This is a genomic window from Mesorhizobium loti R88b, from assembly GCF_013170845.1.
GTDB lineage: Bacteria > Pseudomonadota > Alphaproteobacteria > Rhizobiales > Rhizobiaceae > Mesorhizobium > Mesorhizobium loti_B.
The window spans coordinates 2,094,202-2,118,154 of sequence record NZ_CP033367.1 but is presented as its reverse complement, the minus strand read 5'-3'; the positions used below and the strand labels follow the sequence as shown (position 1 = coordinate 2,118,154).

Annotated in this window: 22 protein-coding genes and 1 pseudogene; 5 read left to right on the top strand and 18 right to left on the bottom strand. The window is 62.9% G+C overall.

Annotation, left to right across the window (positions count from 1 at the left end):
* Positions 1-98 precede the first annotated feature (98 nt).
* Both EB235_RS10300 and grpE read right to left on the bottom strand, forming a co-directional pair.
* Positions 99-731, bottom strand: a complete 633-nt coding sequence (locus EB235_RS10300) for a trimeric intracellular cation channel family protein (RefSeq protein WP_027031081.1) — start codon at positions 729-731, stop codon at positions 99-101.
* Positions 732-847: 116 nt separating this feature from the next.
* Positions 848-1,480: a nucleotide exchange factor GrpE gene (gene grpE / locus EB235_RS10295; RefSeq protein ID WP_027031082.1), complete on the bottom strand. Its 633-nt coding sequence runs from the start codon at positions 1,478-1,480 to the stop codon at positions 848-850.
* A 237-nt stretch (positions 1,481-1,717) separates the two neighbouring features.
* Here grpE and EB235_RS10290 point away from each other — a divergent pair, with 237 nt between their 5' ends.
* The gene (locus EB235_RS10290) at positions 1,718-1,918 is read left to right on the top strand and encodes a hypothetical protein (RefSeq protein WP_027031083.1); all 201 of its coding nucleotides are present in this window, start codon (positions 1,718-1,720) and stop codon (positions 1,916-1,918) included.
* A 104-nt stretch (positions 1,919-2,022) separates the two neighbouring features.
* Positions 2,023-3,045, top strand: coding sequence for a fatty acid desaturase (locus tag EB235_RS10285; protein ID WP_027031084.1), 1,023 nt, complete (start codon positions 2,023-2,025; stop codon positions 3,043-3,045).
* Positions 3,046-3,136: 91 nt separating this feature from the next.
* On the opposite strand, the gene EB235_RS10280 is transcribed toward EB235_RS10285, so the two are convergent.
* The 7 genes and pseudogenes from EB235_RS10280 to cysG all read right to left on the bottom strand — a co-directional run bounded on the left by EB235_RS10280 (position 3,137) and on the right by cysG (position 10,555).
* Positions 3,137-3,757 (bottom strand): DJ-1/PfpI family protein, encoded by a 621-nt coding sequence (locus tag EB235_RS10280; RefSeq protein WP_027031085.1) that lies wholly within the window; start codon positions 3,755-3,757, stop codon positions 3,137-3,139.
* 192 nt (positions 3,758-3,949) lie between these two features.
* Positions 3,950-5,556 (bottom strand): annotated as a pseudogene (locus EB235_RS10275) (GMC family oxidoreductase).
* 95 nt (positions 5,557-5,651) lie between these two features.
* Positions 5,652-6,185 (bottom strand): DUF934 domain-containing protein, encoded by a 534-nt coding sequence (locus tag EB235_RS10270; RefSeq protein ID WP_027031086.1) that lies wholly within the window; start codon positions 6,183-6,185, stop codon positions 5,652-5,654.
* A gap of 173 nt (positions 6,186-6,358) precedes the next feature.
* On the bottom strand, positions 6,359-7,123 hold the full coding sequence (locus EB235_RS10265; RefSeq protein ID WP_027031087.1) for a phosphoadenylyl-sulfate reductase: 765 nt from the start codon (positions 7,121-7,123) through the stop codon (positions 6,359-6,361).
* A complete protein-coding gene (locus EB235_RS10260; protein WP_027031088.1) occupies positions 7,098-8,768 on the bottom strand; it encodes a nitrite/sulfite reductase in 1,671 nt (556 codons plus the stop codon). The genes EB235_RS10265 and EB235_RS10260 overlap by 26 nt, the downstream gene beginning before the upstream one ends.
* A gap of 45 nt (positions 8,769-8,813) precedes the next feature.
* Entirely contained in the window at positions 8,814-9,107 is a 294-nt protein-coding gene (locus EB235_RS10255) for a DUF2849 domain-containing protein (RefSeq protein WP_027031089.1), read from the bottom strand.
* The gene (gene cysG / locus EB235_RS10250) at positions 9,104-10,555 is read right to left on the bottom strand and encodes a siroheme synthase CysG (RefSeq protein WP_027031090.1); all 1,452 of its coding nucleotides are present in this window, start codon (positions 10,553-10,555) and stop codon (positions 9,104-9,106) included. The genes EB235_RS10255 and cysG overlap by 4 nt, the downstream gene beginning before the upstream one ends.
* A 548-nt stretch (positions 10,556-11,103) precedes the next feature.
* Here cysG and EB235_RS10245 point away from each other — a divergent pair.
* Positions 11,104-12,891, top strand: coding sequence for a cation:proton antiporter (locus tag EB235_RS10245; RefSeq protein ID WP_027031091.1), 1,788 nt, complete (start codon positions 11,104-11,106; stop codon positions 12,889-12,891).
* On the opposite strand, the gene EB235_RS10240 is transcribed toward EB235_RS10245, so the two are convergent.
* Positions 12,888-13,700: an AraC family transcriptional regulator gene (locus EB235_RS10240; protein WP_027031092.1), complete on the bottom strand. Its 813-nt coding sequence runs from the start codon at positions 13,698-13,700 to the stop codon at positions 12,888-12,890. The genes EB235_RS10245 and EB235_RS10240 overlap by 4 nt on opposite strands.
* 102 nt (positions 13,701-13,802) lie before the next feature.
* On the opposite strand from EB235_RS10240, the gene EB235_RS10235 reads away from it, so the two are divergent.
* Positions 13,803-14,723, top strand: coding sequence for a zinc-binding dehydrogenase (locus tag EB235_RS10235; RefSeq protein WP_027031093.1), 921 nt, complete (start codon positions 13,803-13,805; stop codon positions 14,721-14,723).
* Between the two features lie 105 nt (positions 14,724-14,828).
* On the top strand, positions 14,829-16,013 hold the full coding sequence (locus EB235_RS10230) for an MFS transporter (protein WP_027031094.1): 1,185 nt from the start codon (positions 14,829-14,831) through the stop codon (positions 16,011-16,013).
* 3 nt (positions 16,014-16,016) lie between these two features.
* Here EB235_RS10230 and EB235_RS10225 read toward each other — a convergent pair whose 3' ends face one another.
* The 8 genes from EB235_RS10225 to EB235_RS10190 all read right to left on the bottom strand — a co-directional run bounded on the left by EB235_RS10225 (position 16,017) and on the right by EB235_RS10190 (position 23,451).
* Positions 16,017-16,769: an SDR family NAD(P)-dependent oxidoreductase gene (locus EB235_RS10225; RefSeq protein ID WP_027031095.1), complete on the bottom strand. Its 753-nt coding sequence runs from the start codon at positions 16,767-16,769 to the stop codon at positions 16,017-16,019.
* Between the two features lie 63 nt (positions 16,770-16,832).
* Positions 16,833-19,118 carry a transglycosylase domain-containing protein gene (locus EB235_RS10220; RefSeq protein ID WP_027031096.1) on the bottom strand — a complete coding sequence of 762 codons (2,286 nt, stop codon included), beginning with the start codon at positions 19,116-19,118 and terminating at the stop codon, positions 16,833-16,835.
* Between the two features lie 60 nt (positions 19,119-19,178).
* Positions 19,179-20,183, bottom strand: a complete 1,005-nt coding sequence (locus tag EB235_RS10215; protein WP_051429683.1) for a hypothetical protein — start codon at positions 20,181-20,183, stop codon at positions 19,179-19,181.
* 232 nt (positions 20,184-20,415) lie between these two features.
* Entirely contained in the window at positions 20,416-20,562 is a 147-nt protein-coding gene (locus EB235_RS10210) for a hypothetical protein (protein WP_027031097.1), read from the bottom strand.
* Between the two features lie 81 nt (positions 20,563-20,643).
* On the bottom strand, positions 20,644-20,898 hold the full coding sequence (locus tag EB235_RS10205; RefSeq protein ID WP_027031098.1) for a GlsB/YeaQ/YmgE family stress response membrane protein: 255 nt from the start codon (positions 20,896-20,898) through the stop codon (positions 20,644-20,646).
* Positions 20,899-21,077: 179 nt separating this feature from the next.
* Entirely contained in the window at positions 21,078-21,278 is a 201-nt protein-coding gene (locus tag EB235_RS10200) for a hypothetical protein (RefSeq protein ID WP_027031099.1), read from the bottom strand.
* Positions 21,279-21,366: 88 nt separating this feature from the next.
* Positions 21,367-21,987 (bottom strand): ribonuclease D, encoded by a 621-nt coding sequence (locus EB235_RS10195; protein ID WP_027031100.1) that lies wholly within the window; start codon positions 21,985-21,987, stop codon positions 21,367-21,369.
* A gap of 78 nt (positions 21,988-22,065) precedes the next feature.
* Positions 22,066-23,451, bottom strand: a complete 1,386-nt coding sequence (locus tag EB235_RS10190) for a M20/M25/M40 family metallo-hydrolase (protein ID WP_027031101.1) — start codon at positions 23,449-23,451, stop codon at positions 22,066-22,068.
* Positions 23,452-23,953: the final 502 nt, after the last annotated feature.

Here is a 23,953-nt window from a genome sequence, read left to right as displayed (position 1 = left end):
AATAGCGAATAGCGAATAGCGAATAGCGAATAGCGAATAGCGAGAGAGCTACGTCGCGATCCTGCGGCTGTCATCCCTATTCGCTATTCGCTTCCTTTTCACGGAATATCCTCAGGCCGCCTTCCCGGCCGGCTCTTGTAGGACGGAAACGACCAGCCGAAACGCAGTGCACCGCCGCGCACGGCAAGCGCCACGAAGAAACCGGCCAGGCCCGAGACAATCTGCGGCAATCCGGCGACGTCAGCAAGCGTGAAGATGGCGGCGCCCGCGAGCGCGGCCGTGACGTAGATTTCCGGCCTCAGCAGCACCGATGGCTCGCCGGCCAGCAGATCGCGCAATATGCCGCCAAAGGTCGCGGTCAGCATGCCGGTGATGATCGAAACGACCGGCGAGCCGGTGATGGCCAGGCCCTTTGCCGCGCCCATCACCGAAAAGGCGGCCAGCCCGATGGCGTCCAGCCACAGCAGCAGCTTGTAGCGGGATTCGACCCGATGCGCGGTGAAGAAGACCAGCACCGCCACCACCGCGCAGATCAGCACATAGTCGCGGTTTATCACCCAGAACACCGGAACATTGAGGATGAGGTCACGAAAAGTGCCGCCGCCAATGCCGGTGACGCTGGCCAGGAACAGGAACCCGATGATGTCGAGCTGTTTGCGCGACGCAGCCAGCGCCCCCGTCGCCGCGAAAACCGCGACACCGGCATAGTCGAGAAGGGCGATGGGGTTCAAGGGCATGAGGCAATAGGCAATAGGGATTAGGAACTGCGTATGAATAGCACGAAGCCGCGCGTTTGATACGACTGCGTTGGTTTCCTATTGCCTACTGACTACTGCCCAATCCCTAACTAAGCATCCTTCTCGGCCTGCTCATTCACCGGTCCCGGTTCGACCGGCGCCTCAGCGGCGACTTTCGGGCCACCCTTGGCGACGCCGACCATGGCCGGACGCAGCACGCGCTCGCCGATCGAATAGCCCGGCTGCACGACCTGGACCACCGTGTTGGCCGGAACATCGGGATTGGGCACTTCGAACATTGCCTGATGGAAATTGGGGTCGAACTTCTCGCCTTCGGGTTCGAGCTTCTTGACCCCATGCCTTTCCAGCGCAGACAGCATGGCGCGCTCGGTCAGGTCGACGCCTTCGATCAGCGCCTTGAAGCCGGCGTCGCCCGACCCCTTGGCCTCGGCCGGAATGGCGTCCAGCGCGCGGCGCAGATTGTCCGACACCGACAGCATGTCGCGGGCGAAATTCGCAACCGCGTAAGTGCGGGCGTCATGCACGTCGCGCGCGGTGCGGCGGCGCAGATTTTCCATCTCGGCCGCGACGCGCAGCGCGCGGTCCTTCAGCTCTTCATTCTCCTTCAGCAGCCGCACAAGCGCTTCATAGTCGCCGTCGATGCTGCCTTCCGTGCGCTCGGCATTGGCCTCGGCCGCTTCGGCTTCACTGGGCGCGCGTTCGTCTTTTGCCTGGTCGCTCATCGCCGTTTCCCGTCATCTCGAATGGTGTGGATTTTGTGCCCGATATCGAGGTTTGGCAGCCAAAAATCAAGGGGTAAGCGCCGGAGGCGTCGATCTGATGGATATTCAGGCGGAGATCAAGCCATTTCAATTTTAATTCAAATTTTACCGTAACCGCCGGCTTTACTTGCCCTGATAGAGCGATGGGGGAACCATTCCCTAGCTGGAGGAGTTTCGAAACCGACAAAGGATTTTGAGATGATGACCAACCACAAGTTCGAAAAGGGAGAAGGACTCGCCAGCGAAGTCAGGCGCCAATTTGGTGCCGAGGCGATGACGCGCTTTCTGCGCACTTTACCGGCCTTCCGCCCTGAAGCCGACATACCAGACCGCTTCCGGGAATTGCTTGACCGCCTCGATGGCGCGGAGAACGATAATGTCGACCGGCGCGATCAGTAAATCATCTTTCCGCAGCCTGCCCGGCCTATCGCGCGTCAATTACGCGCAGTAATTTCACGTGATCCTCGCCTTGCGGCGGCCACACGCCCCGCCTATGCTTCCTGATGAACATGATTTCCCCCGATGCGGCCGCCAACAGCAAGCGCGCCTGGTTGAAGATTCTGGCGCGCTACAAGAAGCCGGACCGGCGGCGCAGCACCATCGAGCTCGCCATCACCCTCATTCCGTTTGCCACGCTCTGGGCGCTGTCCTCGGCCGCCTATGCCTATGGCCACTGGTGGGGCCTGATCCTGATCCTTCCAGCGGCCGGGTTCCTGGTGCGCATCTTCATGATCCAGCACGATTGCGGCCATGGCTCCTTCTTCGCCAACCGCTACGCCGACGACTGGATCGGCCGTGCGCTCGGCGTCCTGACGCTGACACCATACGATTGCTGGCGGCGCGCCCACGCCGTGCACCATGCCAGTGCCGGCAATCTCGACGAACGCGGCATGGGCGACATCAGGACGCTCACCGTTGCCGAATACCGGCAGCTGTCATGGCGTGGTCGTCTTGGCTATCGTCTCTATCGCCATCCCCTGGTGATGTTCGGGTTGGGACCGATCTGGCTGTTCATCTTCTCGCAAAGGCTGCCGATCGGCATGATGCGCGGCGGATTGACGCCCTGGGTGTCGTCAATGACCACAAATCTCGCCATCGCGCTTGCGGCAGCCCTGCTTATCTGGGCCGTCGGCCCCGGTGCCTTCCTGGTCGTCCACCTGCCGATCGTCATCCTCGCCGGTTCGGCCGGCGTCTGGCTGTTCTACGTCCAGCACCAGTTCGAGGAGACGGAATGGGAAAAGGACAAAGACTGGGAATTCCAGCATGCCGCCTTGCACGGCTCGTCCTATTACGACCTGCCGCCGGTGCTGAACTGGTTCACCGGCAACATCGGGGTCCACCACGTCCACCACCTCTCCGCCAAGGTCCCGGGCTACCGGCTGCAGGAAGTGCTGCGCGACTATCCGGAACTGCGCGGCATCGGTCGCGTCACGCTGCTCGACAGCCTGCGTTGCGTCAAACTGGCGCTGTGGGATGAAAGCCGCCGCAAGCTGGTGTCGTTCCGCGAGGCACGGGCGATTGTTTAGGCCAATCCCAGAAAAAGTGTGAACGGTCCGTCCGGAATTGCTCTGGAAAGACCGCCGCGCCATGGGCGCGGCAGCCCTGGAAATCCTGGGATCAGGCCGCCTGGCGCTCATCGCGCATCAGGATTTCGCCATGGCGGATCTCCGTGCCCAGCACTTTCAGGCATTCTCGGATGAAGTTGGACAGGCCCGGCCAGCCCTTGGCTGAAACGAGATTGCCGTCGACATGGGCACCGGTCGGCGCGACATCGATGTAAATGCCGCCGGCCAGCGTCACTTCCGGCTCGCAATAGTGGAGTGCGGCCACTTCCCTGCCCCGGACCACGCCATCGACCGCGATCAGGATCTGCACGCCATGGCAGATGGTGAAGATCGGCTTGCCGGCCTCGTGGAAATGCCGCACCAGCGCCTGCACCCGCTTGTCGATGCGGATGTATTCGGGGCCGCGCCCACCTGCTGCGTAGACCGCATCGTATTGCGCCGGATCGACCTCGGAAAACGTCTTGTTGAGGATGTAGTCGTGGCCGAGCTTTTCGGTATAGGTCTGATGGCCTTCGAAATCGTGCAGTGACGTCTTCAGGATATCGCCCGCCTTCTTGTCCGGGCAGACGACATGCACGGTGTGGCCTACCGCATGCATGGCCTGTTCAAAGACGAAAATCTCATACTCCTCGCTGAACTCGCCAACGAGCATCAATATCTTCTTGCCAGCCATTTCCTGGTTCCTCCCTTGTGGCCATTTATTTCGGAGTGCGAAATAATGGACCTATCCTAAGGGCAGGATGGCCAAAGGGAAAGCGCAAATCGCACAATTGGTACGACCAGTTCTGCCTCTTTCGAGGCATATATCTGCTTACAGCTATAGCCGGGAGCAAAAATAACGATACTGGTTAGACCAACATGATGGTCAGGCGGCAGCCTTGATCATATCCGCCGCCTTTTCGGCAATCATGATGGTTGGCGCATTGGTGTTGCCGCCGATCAGCGTCGGCATCACCGAGGCATCGACGACCCGCAAGGCGTCAAGCCCGTGGACCCGCAATTGCGGATCGACCACCGCCATCTCGTCGACGCCCATGCGGCAAGAGCCGACCGGGTGATAGACAGTGTCGGCGCGGGCGCGGATATGTCCCATCAAGTCGGCATCGCCTGGCGCGCCGGCGATGTGCATTTCCTTGTGCCGATAGCGCGCCAGCGCTGGTGAACCCAGCACCTGCCGGGTGAGCTTCACGCCCTTGAGCAACAACTCGGCATCGCGTTCGTCGGCGAGGAAGCGTGGATCGATGCGCGGCGCGGCCAGCGGATCGGCGCTGACCAGGCCGACCTCACCGCGTGAGTGCGGCCGCAAGATGCAGACATGGCAGGAGAAACCAAAGCCATAGTGCAGCGTGCGCGCATGGTTCTCGACCAGCCCGATAATGAACTGCAATTGCAGGTCGGGACGATCGAGCGTCGGATCGGATTTCACGAACGCGCCGCTTTCGGCCGCCGGCGAGGCGATCAGTCCGGTGCCATCGCGCCGCCACTGCAGGATATGCCTGAGGAAACCGACCGCGCCGCGCGGGCTCATGCCAAGCATGTCGGTATCCCTGGATTTCCAGCCGACGATGAAATCAAGATGGTCTTGCAAATTCTTGCCGACACCCGGCAATTCGTGGGTGACGGGAATGCCGTGCATGGCAAGTTCGGCGGCCGGACCGATACCGGATAACAGCAGCAGTTGCGGTGAGCCGAAGGCACCGCCGCACAGGATCACCTCGCGCGACGCCTGCGCCACCGCCTCTCCCTGGCGGGTGCGGTAGCGGACGCCCGTGGCGCGCTTGCCGTCAAGGACGACGCCCGTGGCATGCGCCCGCGTAATGACGGTCAGATTGGGTCGCTGCATCACCGGATGGATATAGGCGGCCGCCGCCGAACATCGCTCGCCATTGCGCGCGCCGCCGGCAAATTGCGTGACCTGGAAATAGCCGGCGCCCTCTTGCTCCGGCCCGTTGAAATCGTCCGTCATGCGGATCTGGTTTTCCGCACAGGCCTCGATGAAGGCCTTTGCGATCGGCCGCGGCGAACGCTGGTTCGACACTTTCAGCGGTCCGTCGCCGCCATGCAGGGCATCGGTGCCGCGCTCATTGCTTTCGGCGCGCCGGAAATAGGGCAGCACCTCGTCCCATGACCAGCCGTCACAGCCGAGATCGGCCCATTCGTCATAGTCACTGCAATGGCCCCTGACATAAGCATGGCATTGATGGCGCTGGAGCCGCCCAGCGCCTTGCCGCGCGGTTGATAGCCCTTGCGGCCGCCAAGCCCGTCTTGCGGCACCGTCTCGAAAGCCCAGTTGTTGATCTTCGGCCGGCCCGAAAGCATACCGATAATGCCGGCCGGAGCACGGATCAGCATGTCCCTGCCCTCGCCGCCGGCCTCGATCAGACAGACCGTTTTCGATGGGTCTTCGGAAAGCCGTGCGGCGAGCGCGCAGCCGGCGGACCCGCCGCCGGCGATGACATAGTCGAAAGCCATGGTTTCCTCCTCGCACCCGGCGGATGTTTCCGTCCGGACAGCCAAGAGAAGGCCTGATCAGAGCTGATGTAAAGACGGGCGCAATTACCGCAGCGTCAGCTGCCGCGAACGCGCCGCCAGGAATATTTCGGGCCGTTGGGCTCCGGCACGGCGGTCGGCTGGTAGTAGAGCCCCAACCCGCCGGTGCGGCCCTCTTCCAGACGCTTCAACAGCACCGGGTTCGAAATCTCGAACTCGTCGAAGCCCAGCCGCAGCATATGCGGCAGCGGGTCCACCAGCACCTGGCCAGTGGCACGAACGGCGCCTTCGAAATGATAGCGGCTGCGCAGCAGTTCAGCCTTGGAGAACGAACGCCCGTCGCTGAAGGCCGGAAACACCAGCGCCACCAGCGACAGCTGGTCGAGCAGGTCGGCGATCTTCTCAAGCTGATCACCAGGCTGCAAAACGACGCCGAGCCGCTCCTTGGCCGAGCGGCGTACCTCTGGATCAAGGTCGAGGAACGCCTGCAGCGGCAGGATGAAGCGGCCATTGCCCGACAGCGCGTCAGCGCTTTCGGCATGGGCCCACTCATCCTCGCGAAAACCCTCCGGGGTCCAGAGCCGGGTCTCCGGTGTCGTCGATTCAGTCATCAAAAAAATTCCTAAATATTCAAACAAGCCGAGGATGTATTGAGATTCAGGTCAGGCTGCGCCGAAAATGGCGGCTTCCGAGAACCGGAGCGGAGCGTACTTGAAGTACGTGAGCACCGGAAGCGCAGGAAGCCGCCGTTTGCAGGCCAGCCTCACCTGAATATCAGCACATCCTATAGTGATGCGTCGGTCAGCGAAACTTCCAGTCCCGACAGGTGAATGCCGCACTCGGTCTTGGCATGACCGGCCCAGCGGCCACTGCGCGCGTCCTCGCCCGGCTGGACCGGTTGCGTGCAGGGAAAGCAGCCGATCGACAGGTAGCCATAGGCGACCAGCGGATTTTCGCGCAGCGCATGCGCGCGCATGTAGTCGGCCTGATCCGATGTCGTCCAGTGCGCCAGCGGGTTGATGCGAATGCGCGCGCCGACCGCCTCGAACACCGGCAGCGCAGCCCGCGTCGAGGCCTGGAAGCGCTTGCGGCCGGTCAACCAGGCACGAAACGGCGCCACGCCACGCGCCAGCGGCTCGACCTTGCGCACGCCGCAGCAGGCGTCGGTGTTGCTCTGGTGCAGATTGCCCGTCGGGTCGATCCGTTCGAGCGCGGCTTCGTCGGGTTTGATCACTTGGATGTTGGTCAGCCCGAAATCGGCGACCAGCGCGTCGCGGTAGCCGAGCGTCTCCTCGAAATGCTTGCCGGTGTCGAGGAAGATGACCGGCAGCGACCGGTCGATCTCGGAAATCATATGCAGCAGCACCGCCGAATCCGCACCGAAGGACGACACGGCAGCGATTTCGTCATGAAACAGTTCGCGGGCCGCGCGTTCGATGATCTCGAGCGGCTTCAGATGACCGTAAAGCGCGTCAAGCCCCGCCGCCTTGGCGGCGACGCCGTCATCGACATCGACGATACGGTCAAGCGGCCTTGGTTTCGCCAGCATAGAGCGCCTCCTTGAACGGCGCGGGACCGACACGGCGGTAGGCGTCGATAAATCTTTCACTGGGGTTGAGCCGAAGCCCGAGATAAGTCTCAACGATCTGCTCGATGGCATCGGTGATCTCTTCCGACGAGAAGCCGCGGCCGATGATCTCGCCGACCGATGTGTTCTCGTCAGCCGAACCGCCCAGCGTCACCTGATAGAGCTCGGAGCCCTTCTTCTCGACGCCGAGGATGCCTATATGGCCGACGTGGTGGTGGCCGCAGGCATTGATGCAGCCTGAAATCTTCAGCTTCAGCTCGCCGATCTCGCGCTGCCGTTCCAGCGAGGCGAAGCGTTGCGAGATTTCCTGCGCGATCGGGATCGAGCGTGCCGTCGCCAGCGCGCAATAGTCGAGCCCCGGGCACGCGATGATGTCCGATATCAGATTGGAATTGGCCGTCGCCAGCCCGATGTCGACCAGCGCGTCATAGACCGCCTTGAGGTCGGCGCGCGCCACATGCGGCAGGATCAGGTTCTGCTCATGGCTGACACGCAGCTCGTCGAAAGCGTATTTCTCAGCGATGTCGGCGACCGCTTCCATCTGGCTGTCGGAAGCGTCGCCCGGCACCTCGCCGATGCCCTTCAGCGAGATGGTCACCGCTGCATAATCGGGATGGCGATGTGTCACCACATTCTGGTCGAGCCACTCGGAAAAACCCTTGGAGTCGAGGCGCGCCAGCTTCACCGCCTGGTCGCCTTCCGGCCGTTCAGTCAGCGCCGGCGGCGCGAAATAGGTCTCGATGGCGCGGATGTCGGCATCCGGCAGCTTCAGTTCGGCGTCCTTCAACTCCTGCCATTCGGCCTCGACCTGACGGGTGATTTCCTCGACGCCGGTCTCATGGACCAGTATCTTGATGCGCGCCTTGTACTTGTTGTCGCGGCGGCCATAGAGGTTGTAAACGCGAAGGATCGCCGTGCAGTAGGACAGAAGGTCGGCTTCCGGCAGGAAGTCACGGATCTTCTTCGCCACCATCGGCGTGCGGCCCTGGCCGCCACCAATATAGACGGCAAAGCCAAGCTCGCCGGCTGCGTTCTTCTTCACATGCAGGCCGATGTCATGCGTCTGGATGGCGGCGCGGTCGCGCTCGGCACCCGTCACCGCGATCTTGAATTTCCGGGGCAGGAACGAGAATTCCGGATGCACCGAAGACCATTGCCGCAGGATTTCCGCATAGGGGCGCGGATCTGCGGCCTCATCAGCGGCAGCACCGGCGAAATGGTCGGCGGTGACGTTGCGGATGCAATTGCCGCTGGTCTGGATGGCATGCATCTCGACGCTCGCCAGATCGGCCAGGATCGCCGGAATGTCCGACAGCGCCGGCCAGTTGAACTGGATATTCTGGCGCGTCGTGAAATGGCCGTAGCCCTTGTCGTATTTGCGGGCGATGTGGCCGAGCATGCGCAGCTGCCTGCCGCTCAGCGTGCCATAGGGCACCGCGATGCGCAGCATATAGGCGTGCAGCTGCAGGTAGACGCCGTTCATCAGCCGCAGCGGCCGGAACTGGTCTTCTGATATCTCGCCGGACAGCCGGCGCTCGACCTGGTCGCTGAACTCGGCGACACGGGCCTGGACAAAATCGTGATCGAACTCATCGTAACGGTACATGTTTCGTCTTTCAGGGCGCGTCCGCCCGTTTCACTTAAATCCTGGCTACGCCGCCCGCTCGGCCTGCTTGCCGAGATCGCTGCGGATGGTCGGTCCGGCGGCGCGGATTTTTTCACGCAGCCGCACCGGCTCGACCACACCGTTCACGACGTCCGCGTCGATCAGATTGACGTCGACCACTTCATTGTCGGCATAGGCCTTGGCGCCGATCGCCTCCAGGCGGTCCTCGGCGGCCTTGTCATGGGCGAGGTCGGCGTGGTCCACGGTCTCGGCCCAGCCGCCATCGGCGTACCAGACGGCGATGCCATCGGTCAGGCGGTTGGCGGTCAGTATCTTCATGGCTGAACTTTCTCAGTGGCGGCTTTGGCCGCGCCTTCATGCCTGTATGCCGTGAGCGGCTCGGACCGTTCAAAATTGGCGCCGGCAACGGCATCGCCAATGATGGTCATGACCGGCCCGGAAAGATCGGCGCGCGCCTCCAGCGACGGCAGGTCGGCCAGCGTGCCATGGAAACGGCGGCGGTTGGCAAGGCTGGCATTCTCGACCACGGCGACCGCCGTATCCGGCGACAGCCCGGCTTCGATCAGACGGCCGGCGACTTCGGCCGCGACCGAGCGGCCCATGTAGACGGCGACCGTGGCGCCGGAAATCGCGAGCCTGGCCCAGTCGGGCAATGAATTGCCCTTGAGATCGTGGCCGGTGGTGAACACCATCGAGGAAGACACACCACGCAAGGTCAGCGGCAGTTCGAAATCGGCCGCGGCGGCAAAGGCCGCGGTGACGCCCGGAACCACCTCATAGGCAATGCCGGCATCGCGCAGTGCCGCCATCTCCTCGCCGGCCCGCCCGAACACCAGCGGATCGCCAGACTTCAGCCGCACGACGCGCTTGCCCTGGCGGCCGAGCTCGACCAGCAGCGCATTGATCTCCGCCTGGCTCTTGGTGTGGCATCCCTTGCGTTTGCCGACCGGCAGACGCTCGGCGTCGCGGCGGCCCATGGCAACGACCGCCTCAGGCACCAGCGCGTCATGGACGATGACATCGGCTTCCATCAGCAGGCGATGCGCCCGCAGCGTCAAAAGATCCTCGGCGCCCGGACCGGCGCCGACCAGCGCGATGTGGCCCACAGCCGGCGCGTTCGACAGCAGAAGATCCACAGCTGCGTCATGCGCCTGCGACAGCTGGCCGGCTTCCACCGCATGGGCCGGTGCACCCTGGAAAAAACTGCTCCAGAAGCGTCGGCGGGCATTGCCTTTCGGCAGTAGTCTCTCAGCAGCACCCCGCAACGAAGCGGCAAGCGTTGCCAGCGACCCGAGCGACGGCGACAGCATCTGGTCGATGCGGCCGCGCAGCATCTGGGCAAGCACGGGGCCGGCGCCTTCGGTTCCAATGGCGATGGCGACCGGCGCGCGATTGACCAGCGCCGGGGTGAAGAAATCGCAGAGTTCCGGCCGGTCGACGGCATTGACCGGAATGCTCAAGCGGCGCGCGTCCGTGGCGACGCGGCGGTCAAGCAACTCATCGCCGCTGGCGGCAAACACCATGACCGCGCCTTCGAGCTGCGAAGCATCGTAGGCCGCTGCAACATGGCTGGCGCCGGACTGAGCAATGAACGCCAAAAGCTCGGGTTCGACATTTTCGGCGATGATGCGCAGCGCCGCGCTCGACTGTCCGATCAGCCGCGCCTTTGCCAATGCCTCATCGCCGCCGCCGACGATGGCCACGGCTTCGCCCTCGACCCGCATGAAGACGGGGAAGGCGTTGAGCTTTGGGGTGACGTGCGACATGGCGGCGAGCGGAATCCTGAACAGGATTGCAGTTTTACGCCCGAGCGCGAAAAACCAGAAGCAAAGCACTCGCGCATCCTGCGATGGCAGGCAATCGCTTTTTCGCAACCGCGAAAGGCAGGAGAAAAATATTCCACATCCAGGGTGTGGGCGGATTGAAGCCGCTGAAACGGGCCTTGATTTCAGCTCTTTTTAGCCGCTTGCCCTTTGTCTCGCAAAACAGTTTTTTCTAATTTCTACCAATTCAGTAGATTAAAGTCGCCAGCCGACGGTTTTCAATCTTTGTCCCCGCCGGCGGGGTTCGGCCGGCGTAGGCGGATGGATAATTTCGGTGTCGCGAGGCGTTCCCATCACGTCCGCAGCCGAAACCAAAACTGCTGCGGGCCGGCGGCTGCTCAGCCGCCGGTCAGGCATTTTGCAGCCGCGCCGTCGATTTTCGCACCCTTGCGGGTTGCATCACCGTTACCCCTTCCACCATATTGCAAACAGGCGGCGGCTTCGGGCGGCGCACATCCAACATCGCTGGTTTGAAAGGCGCTCCATAGACAATGCCGCATGACACGCCCCTTATCGCCACCATCGTCGCCGGTCTGGGGCTGGCTTTCGTCTTCGGCGCTCTCGCCAATCGGTTCCGCATCCCACCGCTGGTCGGCTATCTCGTAGCCGGCGTGCTGGTCGGGCCGAACACGCCCGGTTTCGTCGCCGATGCCGGCCTTGCCAACGAACTGGCCGAGATCGGCGTCATCCTGCTGATGTTTGGCGTCGGCCTGCATTTCTCGCTGAAGGACCTGCTGTCGGTCCGCGCCATCGCCGTGCCCGGTGCGATCGTGCAGATTGGCTTTGCCACCGCACTCGGTGCCGGGCTCGCCTGGATGCTTGGCTGGTCGATGGGCGCAGGACTGGTCTTCGGCCTGGCGCTGTCGGTGGCTTCCACTGTCGTGCTGCTGCGGGCCTTGCAGGAACGCCGCATGATCGAGACCGAGCGCGGCCGCATCGCCGTTGGCTGGCTGATCGTCGAGGATCTGGCCATGGTGCTGGCGCTGGTGTTGCTGCCGGCGCTTGCCGGCGTGCTCGGCGGCCAGGAACAGGCCGACGCCCATGCCAGCGGCTTGCTGTCGCTGCCCGCCAGCTACGGCATCTGGGGCGTCGTCGGCATTACATTGGCCAAGGTCGCCGCCTTCGTCGTCGTCATGCTTGTGGTCGGCCGCAGGGTCATCCCGTGGATCCTGCACTATGTCGCCCATACCGGCTCGCGTGAACTGTTCCGGCTTGCGGTGCTGGCAATCGCGCTCGGCGTCGCCTTCGGCGCGGCAAAGCTGTTCGGCGTGTCGCTGGCGCTGGGCGCCTTCTTCGCCGGCATGATCATGAGCGAGTCCGAACTCAGCCATCGCGCCGCCGAAGAGTCGCTGCCGCTGCGCGACGCCTTCTCGGTGCTGTTCTTCGTCTCGGTCGGCATGCTGTTCGATCCGTTCAGCCTGCTCAGCAACGGCCTGCCGATCCTGGCGACGCTCGCCATCATCATTATCGGCAAGTCGCTGGCGGCCTTCGTCATCGTCATCGCCTTCGGCTATCCCCTGGCCACGGCCTTGGTGATTTCGGCCAGCCTTGCCCAGATCGGCGAATTCTCCTTTATCCTGGCCGAGCTCGGCGTCGGGTTGAAACTGTTGCCTGAACAGGGCCGTGATCTGATCCTGGCCGGCGCCATCCTGTCGATCGTGCTCAACCCGCTGATGTTCCTCGCGATCGACTGGATGAAGCCATGGCTTGAAGCCCGCGCCGCCCGCAAGGCGCCACCAGCGGAAGCCAAGCCGCTTGGGCCGGCGACCGAACCGGGCCAGGTGGCATCGGTGGCGGCATCGGCCAAGGGCGACGAAGACGGACCGCCGCCCAGGACTGGCCTTACCGACCATGCGATCCTGATCGGCTATGGCCGCGTCGGTAACCTCGTCGGCGCGGCGCTTAAAAAGGCCGCTCTGCCCTTCCTCGTCATCGAGGACGCCGACAAGACGCTGGCGAAGCTGAAAGCGGACGGCATCGAGACCGTCTCCGGCAATGCCGCCAACGCCGAAGTGTTTGCCGCCGCAAATCCCGAAGGCGCCAGGCGTTTGATCCTCGCCATCCCCAATGCCTTCGAGGCCGGCCAGATCGTGCTGAGGGCGCGTGCCGCCAACCCCGGCATCAATGTCATCGCACGCGCGCACTCCGATGCAGAAGTCGAGCACCTCAAGGGGCTCGGCGCCGATACGGTCATCATGGGCGAACGCGAGATCGCGCGCGGGATCGTGGAAGAGGTGCTGGGGCACAAGCCAGAGGCGGTTGAACCGTCCGCGGCCTAAGCTGATCGTACGAATGCAGAACCGCCATTCTGTGCGATGCTGCTGAGATACTGTGCGGGAGGCTTGCCGAGCGCCTTTTTGAACATGGTGATGAAAGCTGTGACTGACTCATAGCCGAGATCACCCGAAACCCGCTGAACGCTTGCGCCCGAAGCCAGCTCCCTTATCGCAACGATCAAATGCAATTGCTGACGCCAGCGGCCGAAGCTCAAGCCTGTCTCCTTCACAATGAGACGCGCGAGACTGCTCTCGCTGAGCGCGACACGATTGGCCCACTCCGCCAGCGTGCTGCGGTCGGCGGGATCGTCCGCCAACGCTTCGGCGATCCGCCGCAAGCGCGGCTCCGAAGATAGAGGCAGATGCAACTGCTGGACAGGCATATCGGGCAGTTCGGCAAGCAGGACGCTTCCCAGGAAAGCGCACCGTGCATCGTCCGGCGCGCAGTCCGACAGTTCGATGATGACCTCGCGCAGCAGCGGCGAGATCGACAGCGTGCAGCATCGGTCCGGCAGATCGACCGCGCCCGGCTCGATATAAACGAAGAAAATCCGCGCGTTTGCCGTCGCGATGTTGCTGTGCTCCATGCGGCTTGGCACCCACACGCCGCAATGCGGCGGCACCATCCACAGGCCACTGGGAACGCGGCACGTGACGCCGCCACCAAGCGCGAAGACGAGTTGCCCCTTGCGATGCCAATGCTGCGACACCTCAGCCTTGGTGTCGGTAACATCGACGCGCACGGCGATCGCCGGGGCAAGGACGTCATCGACGTCGAAATTGAGCCATGGGTAACGAAGAGGCTGTCTCATATTTGCCTGCTTTTAGCGATCAATTGCTTTTATATCTAGATTATTCGTCAACACAAATCGATAGGCTCGGCTCGTTCTCGCCAATTGGCAAAGGAAGACGCCATGCTCGCCCTCACCATCTCTTCCGACAACGCCGCCAGACTGAAACTCACCGAAGTGGATGAGCCCCAGCCCCGCGCGAACGAGGCTCTGGTCGCCGTCCACGCAACCTCGTTGAACCGTGGCGAACTGCGCCTGCTCGCCATACGTCAGGACGGCTGGATACCTGGCCAGGATATCGTTGGGGTTGTCGAACGGGCGGCAGCCGATGGCTCCGGGCCAGTTGTCGGTACCCGCGTTGTGGCTTTGGTCGACGAGGCCGGCTGGGCCGAACGGGTCGCCGTTTCAACCGACCGTCTCGCAGCCCTGCCGGATAAGGTGAGCTTCGTATCCGCCGCCACGCTTCCCGTGGCGGGCACGACGGCACTGAGGACCTTGTGCCATGGCGGTGACTTGACCGGCCTCAAGGTCCTGGTCACTGGCGCAAGCGGTGCGGTCGGCCGTTTCCAGATTCAGATCGCCCGCGAACAAGGCGCGCTTGTGACGGCGATCGCCGCCGCCCGGCATGCCGATGATCTCCGCCAGTTGGGAGCCGAACAAGTTGTCGAGTCGATCGAGCAGGCCAAGGGGCCGTTTTCGCTGATCACCGAGTCGGTCGGCGGCGAAAGCCTAGCGCAAGCAATTGAACGTGTCGCGCCGGGCGGCACCATTGTCATGTTCGGTTCAAGCAGCGGCGAACTCACCCCCATTGGCTTCCGACAGTTCGTTCCCGGTCACGAGGGGGCGCGGCTCCAGACGTTCGCCTACTACACGTCCGGCTCGGGCATTGGCGCCGACATCGCCTCGCTGCTCGCTCTGGTCGCGGCTGGCCGGCTGGAAACCCGCGTTTCCTTGACCATGCCGTGGACGGATATCGCCCAGGCCGTGGACGCCCTGCGCCAGCGGAGCTTCAGCGGCAAGGCTGTTCTGACCATAGCCGGATAATCCGCCGTTTTCAGTCGACGGACCCCGCTCAGGCACGGTCGGAGCCGGCTGACGGTATTCAGCGATCATTTTTCCCAACCAAAGCACCCACGGCAGGAGCCTGCAATGACTGTAAGAGAGATTGTCAGAACATCAGGCGGTCAGGGACTTCTCCTGATCGGCATCATGCTGATCGCCTCGACGCTTCGCGCGCCCATCACCGCCGTGGCGCCGATGTTCGGCATGATCCGCGAAACCAGCGGCATCAGCGCCGCCGAAGCAGGAATGCTGACGACCCTTCCCTTGCTGGCGTTCGCGGCGATCTCCCCCTTCGCCGCCGGACTGGCGCGTCGATACGGCATGGAGAGGTCGTTATTCGCAGCGCTGCTTGTTGTCGCGACAGGTATTGTCCTGCGCTCGACCGGCCCCCTCTGGGCGCTGTTCGTCGGCACCGGTACGATTGGGGCCGGAATTGCTGTCGCCAACGTCCTGCTGCCAGGCTTGCTGAAACGCGATTTTCCCAACCGGGTCGCCAGCCTGACCGGCTTCTATGCCATCGTGTCCGGACTATCGCAGGCATTGGCATCGACAGCGGTAATCCCGCTTGCTCAATTGCCGGGATCGAGCTGGCATCTCTCGCTTGCCTGCACGCTGATCTTTCCAGTCGCGGCCCTGATTGCCTGGGCGCCTCAGCTTCAAATGCCCTCCGACCCGGAGCGAGCGGCATCCTCGACGCATGACCGCGGACACCTCTGGCGCTCGGCGCTCGCCTGGCAGGTCACGGGCTTTCTTGGCCTCACCTCGCTGGTCTTCTACGTGATCGTCGGATGGTTGCCCTCGATCCTGGCGCAGGCAGGCTATCCCCCGGCGACCGCGGGCTCACTTCATGGGCTCTGCCAACTGGCGATCGCGGTCCCCGGTCTGCTGCTCGGCACCGCCGTCAAGCGCATGAAGGACCAGCGCGCCATGGCCATCGGCATGGCACTGGCCACTTGCCTTTCGCTGCTCGGCCTGTGGCAGATTCCGGCACTTGCGCCGTTATGGGTGGCGCTGTTCGGCTTCGGCGCGGGTGCCGCCTTCATGCTAGGCCTCTCCTTCGTCAGCCTGAGGGCCTCAAACAGCCAGGAGGCGGCAGCACTATCGGGAATGGCGCAATGCCTGGGCTATTCGCTGGCGGCAGCAGGCCCGCCGCTGGCCGGCCTTGCCCATGATGTGACTGGAAGTTGGGGCTTGGCTCTGAGCGCCTGCGCCATCGTCACCTTGCTGATGGCGGTCCTGGGAAGCCTTGCGGGACGGGCAAGAACGATCTGACTTCTAGACGTGCTGGCCGCCATTGATGTGGATTTCCGAGCCCGTCACATAGGATGCCTGCTGTGAGCAGAGGAAAAAGATGATGTCGGCGACCTCGGCGGTTTTGCCGAGCCGCCGCATTGGAATCGTCTCGACGATCTTGTCCGTGCCAGGCGACAGGATCGCGGTGTCGATCTCGCCGGGTGCAATCGCGTTGACGCGGATGCCGTGCGGACCGAAATCATGCGCCATCTCGCGCGTCAGCGAGCCGAGCGCGGCCTTGGATGTCGCATAGGCGGTGCCGGCGAAGGGGTGCACGCGCGTGCCGGCGATCGAGGTGACGTTGACGATCGAGCCCTTGGCCGCGGCTAACTCTTTGAACAACCCCCGCGCGAGCATGATCGGCGCGAAGAAATTGACCTGGAACACGTCGCGCCAGACATGCATCGGCGTGTCGATCGAGTCCATGCGGCTGTTGCCGTCCTTGAGCTTGGGCGAAATGCCGGCATTGTTGACCAACGCGTGCAACTGGCCGCCATGCGCTTCCAGCCGATGGCGGATTTCGGAAACGGCGATGCCGACATCTTCCTGGTCAGCGAGGTCGACCTTGATGTGATCCTCTGGACCCGCTGGCCAAGGACAATCCTCGGCAAAGGCCTGCCGCGAACAGGTGATGACGCGCCAGCCTTCGCGTGAAAAACGCTTGACCGTGGCGTGGCCGATGCCGCGGCTGGCGCCGGTCAGCACGATGGTTTTTCTGGTGTCGGTCTCGGCCATGTCGGATCTCCAGGGCGGAGATGTAGCGGAACGCCGCGACGCTGGCGAGGGGCGGATTGACGCTTAGCCGCCGCCAAGGATATCGAGGATCGAGGTCTGTTTCTTCTTCAGCGGACCGCCGACACTGCCGGGGGGTACCGGATGCCCGACCGATGCGGTTGTGCCATTGTCAGCCGGCATGTCGAAGCCATCGGCATCGACAGTCTGGGCGGGACGCACTGCACGTGCCGGCGTCGGCGCCTGAGCGACAGGCGCGGCTTGCGGCGCCACGGGAGCCGGCGCCTGCCGACCAACGGACGCTGACGGAACCGGCGCCTGCTGGTTGTTGTCGGCCGAAGGAATGTCGTCGGGCACGATCGTGTCGGCCGGCGTCGATTTCCAGGTGCCGGGCAGCGGCCGCACCGGTACGCCCTCATGTGCCGCGACCATGAATTCGTGCCAGGCCTGCGCCGGCAGCGCGCCGCCGGTGACCTTCTTCATCGCCGTGCCGTCATCATTGCCGAACCAGACGCCCGTGGTGAGATTGGCGGTGTAGCCGACAAACCAGGCATCGCGCGAATTCTGGCTGGTGCCGGTCTTGCCGGCCGACGGCCAGGCGAAAGCCGCCTTCTTTGCCGAGCCGAACTCGACCGTGCCCATCATCATCGAGTTCATCATACCGACGATCTCGGACTTGACCACGCGCGGCGCATTGCCGCCACCGCTGTCGTACAGCACCTTGCCGTCGGCTGATGTAATGCGGCGGATGAAATGGATATCAGGCTTGTAGCCGCCATTGGCGAAAGGCACATAGGCCGAGGTCAGCTCCAGCGGCGTCACTTCCGAAGTGCCGAGCGCAATAGAGGTGTTCGCCTGCAAATCGGACTGGATGCCCATGCGGTGCGCGGCCTCGACCACCGCGTTCGGTCCGACCTCCATGGTCAGCTGCGCGGCAACCGAGTTCAGCGACTTGGCCAGCGCCGTCGCCAGCGTGACCTTGCCAAAATACTTGCCGCCGTAATTGTCAGGCGTCCAGTTGCCGATCCTGATCGGCGCATCGTTGCGCGTGCTGTCGGGCGTGCGGCCTGCTTCGAGTGCCGCCATATAGACAAACGGCTTGAACGCCGAGCCGGGCTGCCGGCGCGCTTCCGAGGCGCGATCAAACTGGCTGGTCGAATAATCGTAGCCGCCGACCATGGCGCGCACCGCGCCGGAATCGTCGATCGACACCAGCGCACCCTGGGTGACGTTGAGCTTCTTGCCGCTGTCGTCGATCAGCTTGCGGATCGATTGTTCGGCGAACTTCTGCAGGTTCAGGTCGACGGTAGAGTCGATGACAATGTCACCACGCACGTCGCCGATCAGGTCGGGCAATTCTTCCATGATGGTGTCGGCGACATAGTTTTCCGAGCCGGTCCAGTAGGACGGTGATCGCGTCGCCGGCGCGCTGAGTGCGCTCTTGAGTTCCTTGTCGCTGATCTTGCCCTCGTCGCGCATGGCGGCGAGCACCAGTTGCGAGCGCTCCTCGGCGGCCTTCGGATCGCGTGCCGGCGACAATTTCGATGGCGCCTTCAACAGGCCGGCAAGCAGCGCCGCCTCCGACAGAGTGACATCGCGCGCGCTCTTGCCGAAATAACGCCGCGACGCCGCCTCGACACCATAGGCGCCGGAGCCGAAATAGACCCGGTTGAGGTACATTTCGAGAATCTGGTCCTTGGTGTGCTTGTGCTCCAGCCACAACGCCAGCAGCACTTCCTGCACCTTGCGTTCCAGCGTGCGGTCGGGCTTCAGGAACAGGTTTTTCGCCAATTGCTGAGTCAGCGTCGAGCCGCCTTGCGAGAAGTGCCCGCCGAGCAGGTTCGTCACCATGGCACGCGACAGGCCGATCGGGTCGACGCCGAAATGCGAATAGAACCGGCGGTCCTCGATGGCGATGACAGCTTCCGGAATATAGGGCGACATTTCGTGCAGGCCGACGGCCTCGCCGCCGCTCATGCCCCTGTTTGCGAGCAACTGGCCATCAACCGAGACGATCTTGATGTTGGGGGCGCGGTCGGGGATCGACCAGGTGGTAGCCGCCGGCATCTTGGCGCCGTAATAGATGACGACGCCCGCCACCGCGATGCCGCCCCAGATGGCGAGCACGAAGCACCAGTAGAACAGCCGGCCAAGCACGCCGAACAGGCCGCGCCGGCTTCCGCCACGCCCACCACGCGACGATTTCGCCTTCGCTGATTTGCGCTTTGCGGAGGCTTTGCGGTTGCTTGGCACGACGCGATCCTCCTCGCTGACCGAAAGCCCCGTCGAGGAGCGCGCCTGTGGCGGTCCCTCGAAACTGGGCTCGATGCGGCTATCTCTGCGGTTCGCCATGCGCTGCGCTTGCTATCCCCGGTGCCAATGGCGCTCCGGTTGCAGAGTAGATGCGGCGATTTAAGGGCGGGTTAAGTCGTATTGAGGCTGCGAGGTTGACCGGCCTATGATCGACTGAAGCGAGAAGAAGCTGAGAATCTTCTCTTCGCAGGTAACCGCGACGATGCTGTTGGATCGATCGATGTCGAGACCTTTAGGCCCGCCTTCCTCAGGATTGGCCCTGCCGCGCAGGAAAGTCGCGTCGTCGAGCACGGCGATGGAACGCGGCGCGTGATATCCGTCCCAACCGGTTCCGCGATCATAGACATGCAGCATTGGACTGCCTGCGTCGGCAACCAGGATGTGCTGATCGTCGGCGGTGAAGCGCAGGCCGTGGGGATAATTGGCATGCTGCAGGACGCCGGCGGGTTCTGTGTCCGGGCCGAGCGATGCCGACATCCTGTAGATCTTCACATCCCTGGTACCGTGGCTGCTGACCGCAATCCACTCGCCGTCATGGCTGAGTGCAACGCCGTCCGGTATATCAAGGCCATGCTTCAGTAGCGGCCGATTTCTGATCGTACGGTAGCCCAGCCACCGGCTGGCAACATGCCGCGTAACCACATGGGTGTAGTTGTTGCAGACAAGCAGACTGACCCGCCCCCAAGAATCATGGCTGACCGTGACCGACCCGGGCGATCTCAGCTTGCAACGCCTTCCTCCCTTGATCCGGCGAAGAGGTACGATCTCGCGACTTTGGCCAGCCGGCTCTTCCGGAGGCAGGCCAAATACCACAACCAGCCCATCGCGATTCGCGACCACAAAGGTCCGATCATCGATGAAATCGATGCCATGAACCTCGCCCATGCTTTCCGAAGCCAGTTCGATGAAATTCGGGATGGTGATGCGCGCGCCATCGGGTCCCCGCTTGATCTCGATGCGCAGGATCAAACAGCGCCTGCGTCCGTATCCCGCTATCGCCAGCAGTCGATTGTCCGGCGAAAACCGCAAATCCTCGGTACGCCCGACAGAAGCGAGCGCCGTCTGCACCGCGTCGCTGGCTTCGAAATCGATCTGACGCAACATCAAAGTGTCCGACCAAAGCCACGCGTTGTGAAATCAACTTGAAGGTGCAATCCGCCCCAGCCCCGATTGACGCTCGTCTCACGCCTAGAACTTCGTGACAGACCAGGCCCGATCAACAGCTTGACGGTCAAGCACTGTATCGCCGACATGACGGTATATCTGCCTGGCAAGGTTCAAAGATCCGCTGCCTTCGTTGGATAGGGCTCCTGCACCAGCATCGCGGTCGTATGGCTCAGTTCTGCTGGATCGAAATGCCCTTGTCGTCGATCTTGAGTTCGACGCCTTTCGGCTTCGTCTGCTCGCGGTAGACATAGGCGCCAAGCGCGATGACCACGACGACGAGCGCGCCAATGAGGAGATAGAGTGTGTTCTGCTTCATGGCGCGCTCCTTTGGAGCAATTCCAGGAAAAGTGTGAAGCGGTTTTCCCTGGGGAATTGCGTTAATTGAAAAGCTCGAGCCTCACGCTCGCTTGAGGACCTTGACCAGGACCAAAAGGATGATGGCGCCGATCGTGGCGTTGATGATGGCAGCGAGAATGCCGCCGCCGATGGCGAAGCCGAGCCGCGGAAACAGCCAGCCGGCGATGAAGGCGCCGATAATGCCGACGATGATGTTGCCGATCAGGCCGAAGCCGAAGCCGGAAACGATGAGGCCGGCAAGCCAGCCGGCGATGGCACCAATGATGATGAAGACGAGCAGGCTTTCGACACCCATGACGATTTCCTCCGAGCAAGAGGGCGAGCGCGGAGCGGAAGGCTCCGAATCGGCCTCGATATCAACACCTTCAAGCTATTCGAAAGCGGTTGGCCTCGCCAGCGGCGCGCTTGCGAGAGCACCTCCAGGAAAAGAGCGCGTAGCGCTTTCCCTTGGGAATTGCCTCAAAACAAGGAGTCCTAATCGTCATCGTCGCCCGAGGCCGGCCGCCAACTGGTCGGTTCGACCTTTTTCTGGGTGTTGCTGTCGGTATAGACCCACCACCCGCCGTCGCGATATTGCCCGATGGATTGGCTGACGACGCCGTCGCTGTCCCTCCACAGGACAGAGACCTTGGAGCCGTCGGTTGGCGCTGTCGATATCGGTTTGCTGTCGGCCATCCTGTCCCCCATTGAGCCCTGCGCCGACAAAACGCGGCGGCCGGCATCTGGTTCCAGCCGACCACCGGCCGGGAGCGCTCTCGAGCCGTCAGCTGTGAGCGAAGATATCCTCTTCGTCCCAGCCCATCAGATCGAGCTTGGCACGCGTCGGCAGGAAGCGGAAGCAGGCATCGGCCTCCCTGGTCCGCCCGTCGCGAGCCAGCCGCCCGGCCAGCACATCGCGCAGCCGGTGCAGATAGAGCACATCGGACGCGGCATATTCGAGCTGTTCGGGAGACAGCGTCTCAGCGGCCCAGTCGGACGATTGCTGTGCTTTGGACAGGCCGACGCCGAGCAGCTCGAAGCAGATATCCTTCAGCCCGTGCCGGTCGGTATAGGTGCGGGTCAGCCGCGAGGCGATCTTGGTGCAGAACACCGGTTCGGGCATCACCCCGAAGGCATTGTAGAGCACGGCGAGATCGAAGCGTCCGTAGTGGAACAGCTTGGTTATGGTGCGGTTCCTCAGCAGGCTGACCAGGTTTGGCGCCTTCTTCTGGCCCGCCGCGATCTGGATGACATCGGCGCTGCCGTCGCCGGGCGATATCTGCACCACGCAGAGCCGGTCGCGATGCGGGTTCAGCCCCAGCGTCTCGGTGTCGATGGCCACCGCCCCGACATTGTAATGGATGAGGTCAGGCAGATCATGCTTGTGGAAACGGATATCGGCCATTGTCTTCTCCGGTCGCGGCGTACCCCGTCCTCGCCGCGATCCGGTGAAAAATCAACAGGAAAACGTGTTTTCCGCCGTTCAGCGCGTCAGTGCATCCAGAATGCGCGCCCAGGAGCGCTGGCCCTTGTGGAAGGATGAGAGTTCGTATTTCTCGTTGGGCGAGTGGATGCGGTCGTCGTCGAGGCCGAACCCGACCAGCAGTGATTCCATGCCGAGATAGGTCTGGAAATCGCCGACCACGGGAATGGAGCCGCCACTGCCGGTCGTGACCGCCGGCTTCGGCCATTCGTCCGACAGCGCTATCTTGGCCTTGGCCAGGAACGGCGAGTCATAGGAAAGCTGGATCGCCGGCGATCCGCCATGCGGATGGAATTCGACCGAACAGTCGGCCGGAATGCGCTCCTCGACGAATTTCTGGAATGCGTCTCGGATCTTGGCCGGGTCCTGCTTGTGGACGAGGCGGAAGGACACTTTCGCCGAAGCCTCCGCGGCGATCACCGTCTTGAAGCCCTTGCCGGTATAGCCGCCGATAATGCCGTTGAACTCGGCCGTCGGTCGCGCCCAGGTCAGTTCCAGCACCGAGCGACCCTTTTCGCCCGACGGGATCGACAGGCCGACTGGCCCGAGGAAGGTCTCGGCCGTCTCACCAAGCGTCTCCCACGATTTCAGCACCTGCGACGGCGTTTCCTCGACACCGTCATAGAAGCCGGGAATGGTGATATGGCCGTCCTTGTTGTGGATGTCGGCCAACACCTTGGCCAGGATGCGGATTGGATTGGCGGCGGCCCCGCCATAGAGACCCGAATGCAGGTCGCGATCGGCGGCCTTCACCGTGATCTCCTCGCCAACCAGCCCGCGCAGTGCAACGCAGATCGACGGCGTGTCGCGGTCCCACATGCCGGTATCGCAGACCAGCGCGAAGTCGGCCTTGAGCTCTTCGGCATTGGCCTCGAGGAACGGCTTCAGCGACGGCGAGCCGGACTCCTCCTCGCCCTCGAACAGGATGGTGATCCGGCACGGCAGATTGCCATGCACCTGCTTCCAGGCACGGCAAGCCTCGACAAAGGTCATCAACTGGCCCTTGTCGTCAGCCGAGCCGCGCCCCGTGATCACCTTGTGGTCAGGCCCGACCTCCTTGATGGCAGGCGCGAACGGATCGTTTTCCCACAATTCGATCGGGTCGACCGGCTGCACGTCATAATGGCCATAGAACAGCACATGTGGCGCGCCCGCCGGCCCGTCATGATGCGCAACCACCATCGGGTGGCCTGGCGTGTCGCGCACACTGGCGTCGAAGCCGATCAGCTTGAGTTCCGCCACCAGCCATTCCGCCGCCTTGCGGCAGTCGGCGGCATAGGCCGGATCGGTGGAGATCGATTTGATCCTGAGCAGGCAGAACAGACGTTCGAGGCTCTGGTGGAGATTCTTGTCGAGACGGTCGAGGACGGGGGAAACTGCCGACATTTCGCTTAGCCTTTCGATTCAGTGCCAGAACCGTAAAGGCAGAGCGGTGAAACGAAAAGCCCGGGACCATTGGACCACGGCGCGAGTCCGCTGCCGCTACTGCATGGCGCCCAAAAGTGGCCCCGGTTTTGGGAGAACGGACATGCATAAAAACAATGACCTAAAGCGCATCGCCTGAATCCGATGAAACGCGATGCGCTCTAGGCAAAAAAAGACCGCCGTGGTGGAGGGGAAACCACGGCGGTCCTGTACTCGAAACGATGCGGCAGCCCGGAGAGGGGGGATAGGCTGCCGCAATTGTCCGGGATAGGCGGGGGACGGGCCTTGCTCCGGACTCGGCGAAAACTGCCGATGACCTGTATTTGGGTCTGTGAAAGTGGCGATTCAAGGGCCTCAACGTTACACTTTTGTAACGTGCCCGTGAGCACGTCTGTATAGTCCGGAGTTGTCAGGGTGTTGACGGAACCGATGCCTGGCAATGTCTTTGGCATGGACCAAGCCA

Excerpts from the sequence above, each read along its gene's own strand:
- grpE (WP_027031082.1), bottom strand. The coding sequence starts at position 1,480 with ATGAGCGACCAGGCAAAAGACGAACGCGCGCCCAGTGAAGCCGAAGCG.
- EB235_RS10290 (WP_027031083.1), top strand. The coding sequence starts at position 1,718 with ATGATGACCAACCACAAGTTCGAAAAGGGAGAAGGACTCGCCAGCGAA.
- EB235_RS10285 (WP_027031084.1), top strand. The coding sequence starts at position 2,023 with ATGAACATGATTTCCCCCGATGCGGCCGCCAACAGCAAGCGCGCCTGG.
- EB235_RS10280 (WP_027031085.1), bottom strand. The coding sequence starts at position 3,757 with ATGGCTGGCAAGAAGATATTGATGCTCGTTGGCGAGTTCAGCGAGGAG.
- EB235_RS10270 (WP_027031086.1), bottom strand. The coding sequence starts at position 6,185 with ATGACTGAATCGACGACACCGGAGACCCGGCTCTGGACCCCGGAGGGT.
- EB235_RS10265 (WP_027031087.1), bottom strand. The coding sequence starts at position 7,123 with ATGCTGGCGAAACCAAGGCCGCTTGACCGTATCGTCGATGTCGATGAC.
- EB235_RS10260 (WP_027031088.1), bottom strand. The coding sequence starts at position 8,768 with ATGTACCGTTACGATGAGTTCGATCACGATTTTGTCCAGGCCCGTGTC.
- EB235_RS10255 (WP_027031089.1), bottom strand. The coding sequence starts at position 9,107 with ATGAAGATACTGACCGCCAACCGCCTGACCGATGGCATCGCCGTCTGG.
- cysG (WP_027031090.1), bottom strand. The coding sequence starts at position 10,555 with ATGTCGCACGTCACCCCAAAGCTCAACGCCTTCCCCGTCTTCATGCGG.
- EB235_RS10245 (WP_027031091.1), top strand. The coding sequence starts at position 11,104 with ATGCCGCATGACACGCCCCTTATCGCCACCATCGTCGCCGGTCTGGGG.
- EB235_RS10240 (WP_027031092.1), bottom strand. The coding sequence starts at position 13,700 with ATGAGACAGCCTCTTCGTTACCCATGGCTCAATTTCGACGTCGATGAC.
- EB235_RS10235 (WP_027031093.1), top strand. The coding sequence starts at position 13,803 with ATGCTCGCCCTCACCATCTCTTCCGACAACGCCGCCAGACTGAAACTC.
- EB235_RS10230 (WP_027031094.1), top strand. The coding sequence starts at position 14,829 with ATGACTGTAAGAGAGATTGTCAGAACATCAGGCGGTCAGGGACTTCTC.
- EB235_RS10225 (WP_027031095.1), bottom strand. The coding sequence starts at position 16,769 with ATGGCCGAGACCGACACCAGAAAAACCATCGTGCTGACCGGCGCCAGC.
- EB235_RS10220 (WP_027031096.1), bottom strand. The coding sequence starts at position 19,118 with ATGGCGAACCGCAGAGATAGCCGCATCGAGCCCAGTTTCGAGGGACCG.
- EB235_RS10215 (WP_051429683.1), bottom strand. The coding sequence starts at position 20,183 with ATGTTGCGTCAGATCGATTTCGAAGCCAGCGACGCGGTGCAGACGGCG.
- EB235_RS10210 (WP_027031097.1), bottom strand. The coding sequence starts at position 20,562 with ATGAAGCAGAACACACTCTATCTCCTCATTGGCGCGCTCGTCGTCGTG.
- EB235_RS10205 (WP_027031098.1), bottom strand. The coding sequence starts at position 20,898 with ATGGGTGTCGAAAGCCTGCTCGTCTTCATCATCATTGGTGCCATCGCC.
- EB235_RS10200 (WP_027031099.1), bottom strand. The coding sequence starts at position 21,278 with ATGGCCGACAGCAAACCGATATCGACAGCGCCAACCGACGGCTCCAAG.
- EB235_RS10195 (WP_027031100.1), bottom strand. The coding sequence starts at position 21,987 with ATGGCCGATATCCGTTTCCACAAGCATGATCTGCCTGACCTCATCCAT.
- EB235_RS10190 (WP_027031101.1), bottom strand. The coding sequence starts at position 23,451 with ATGTCGGCAGTTTCCCCCGTCCTCGACCGTCTCGACAAGAATCTCCAC.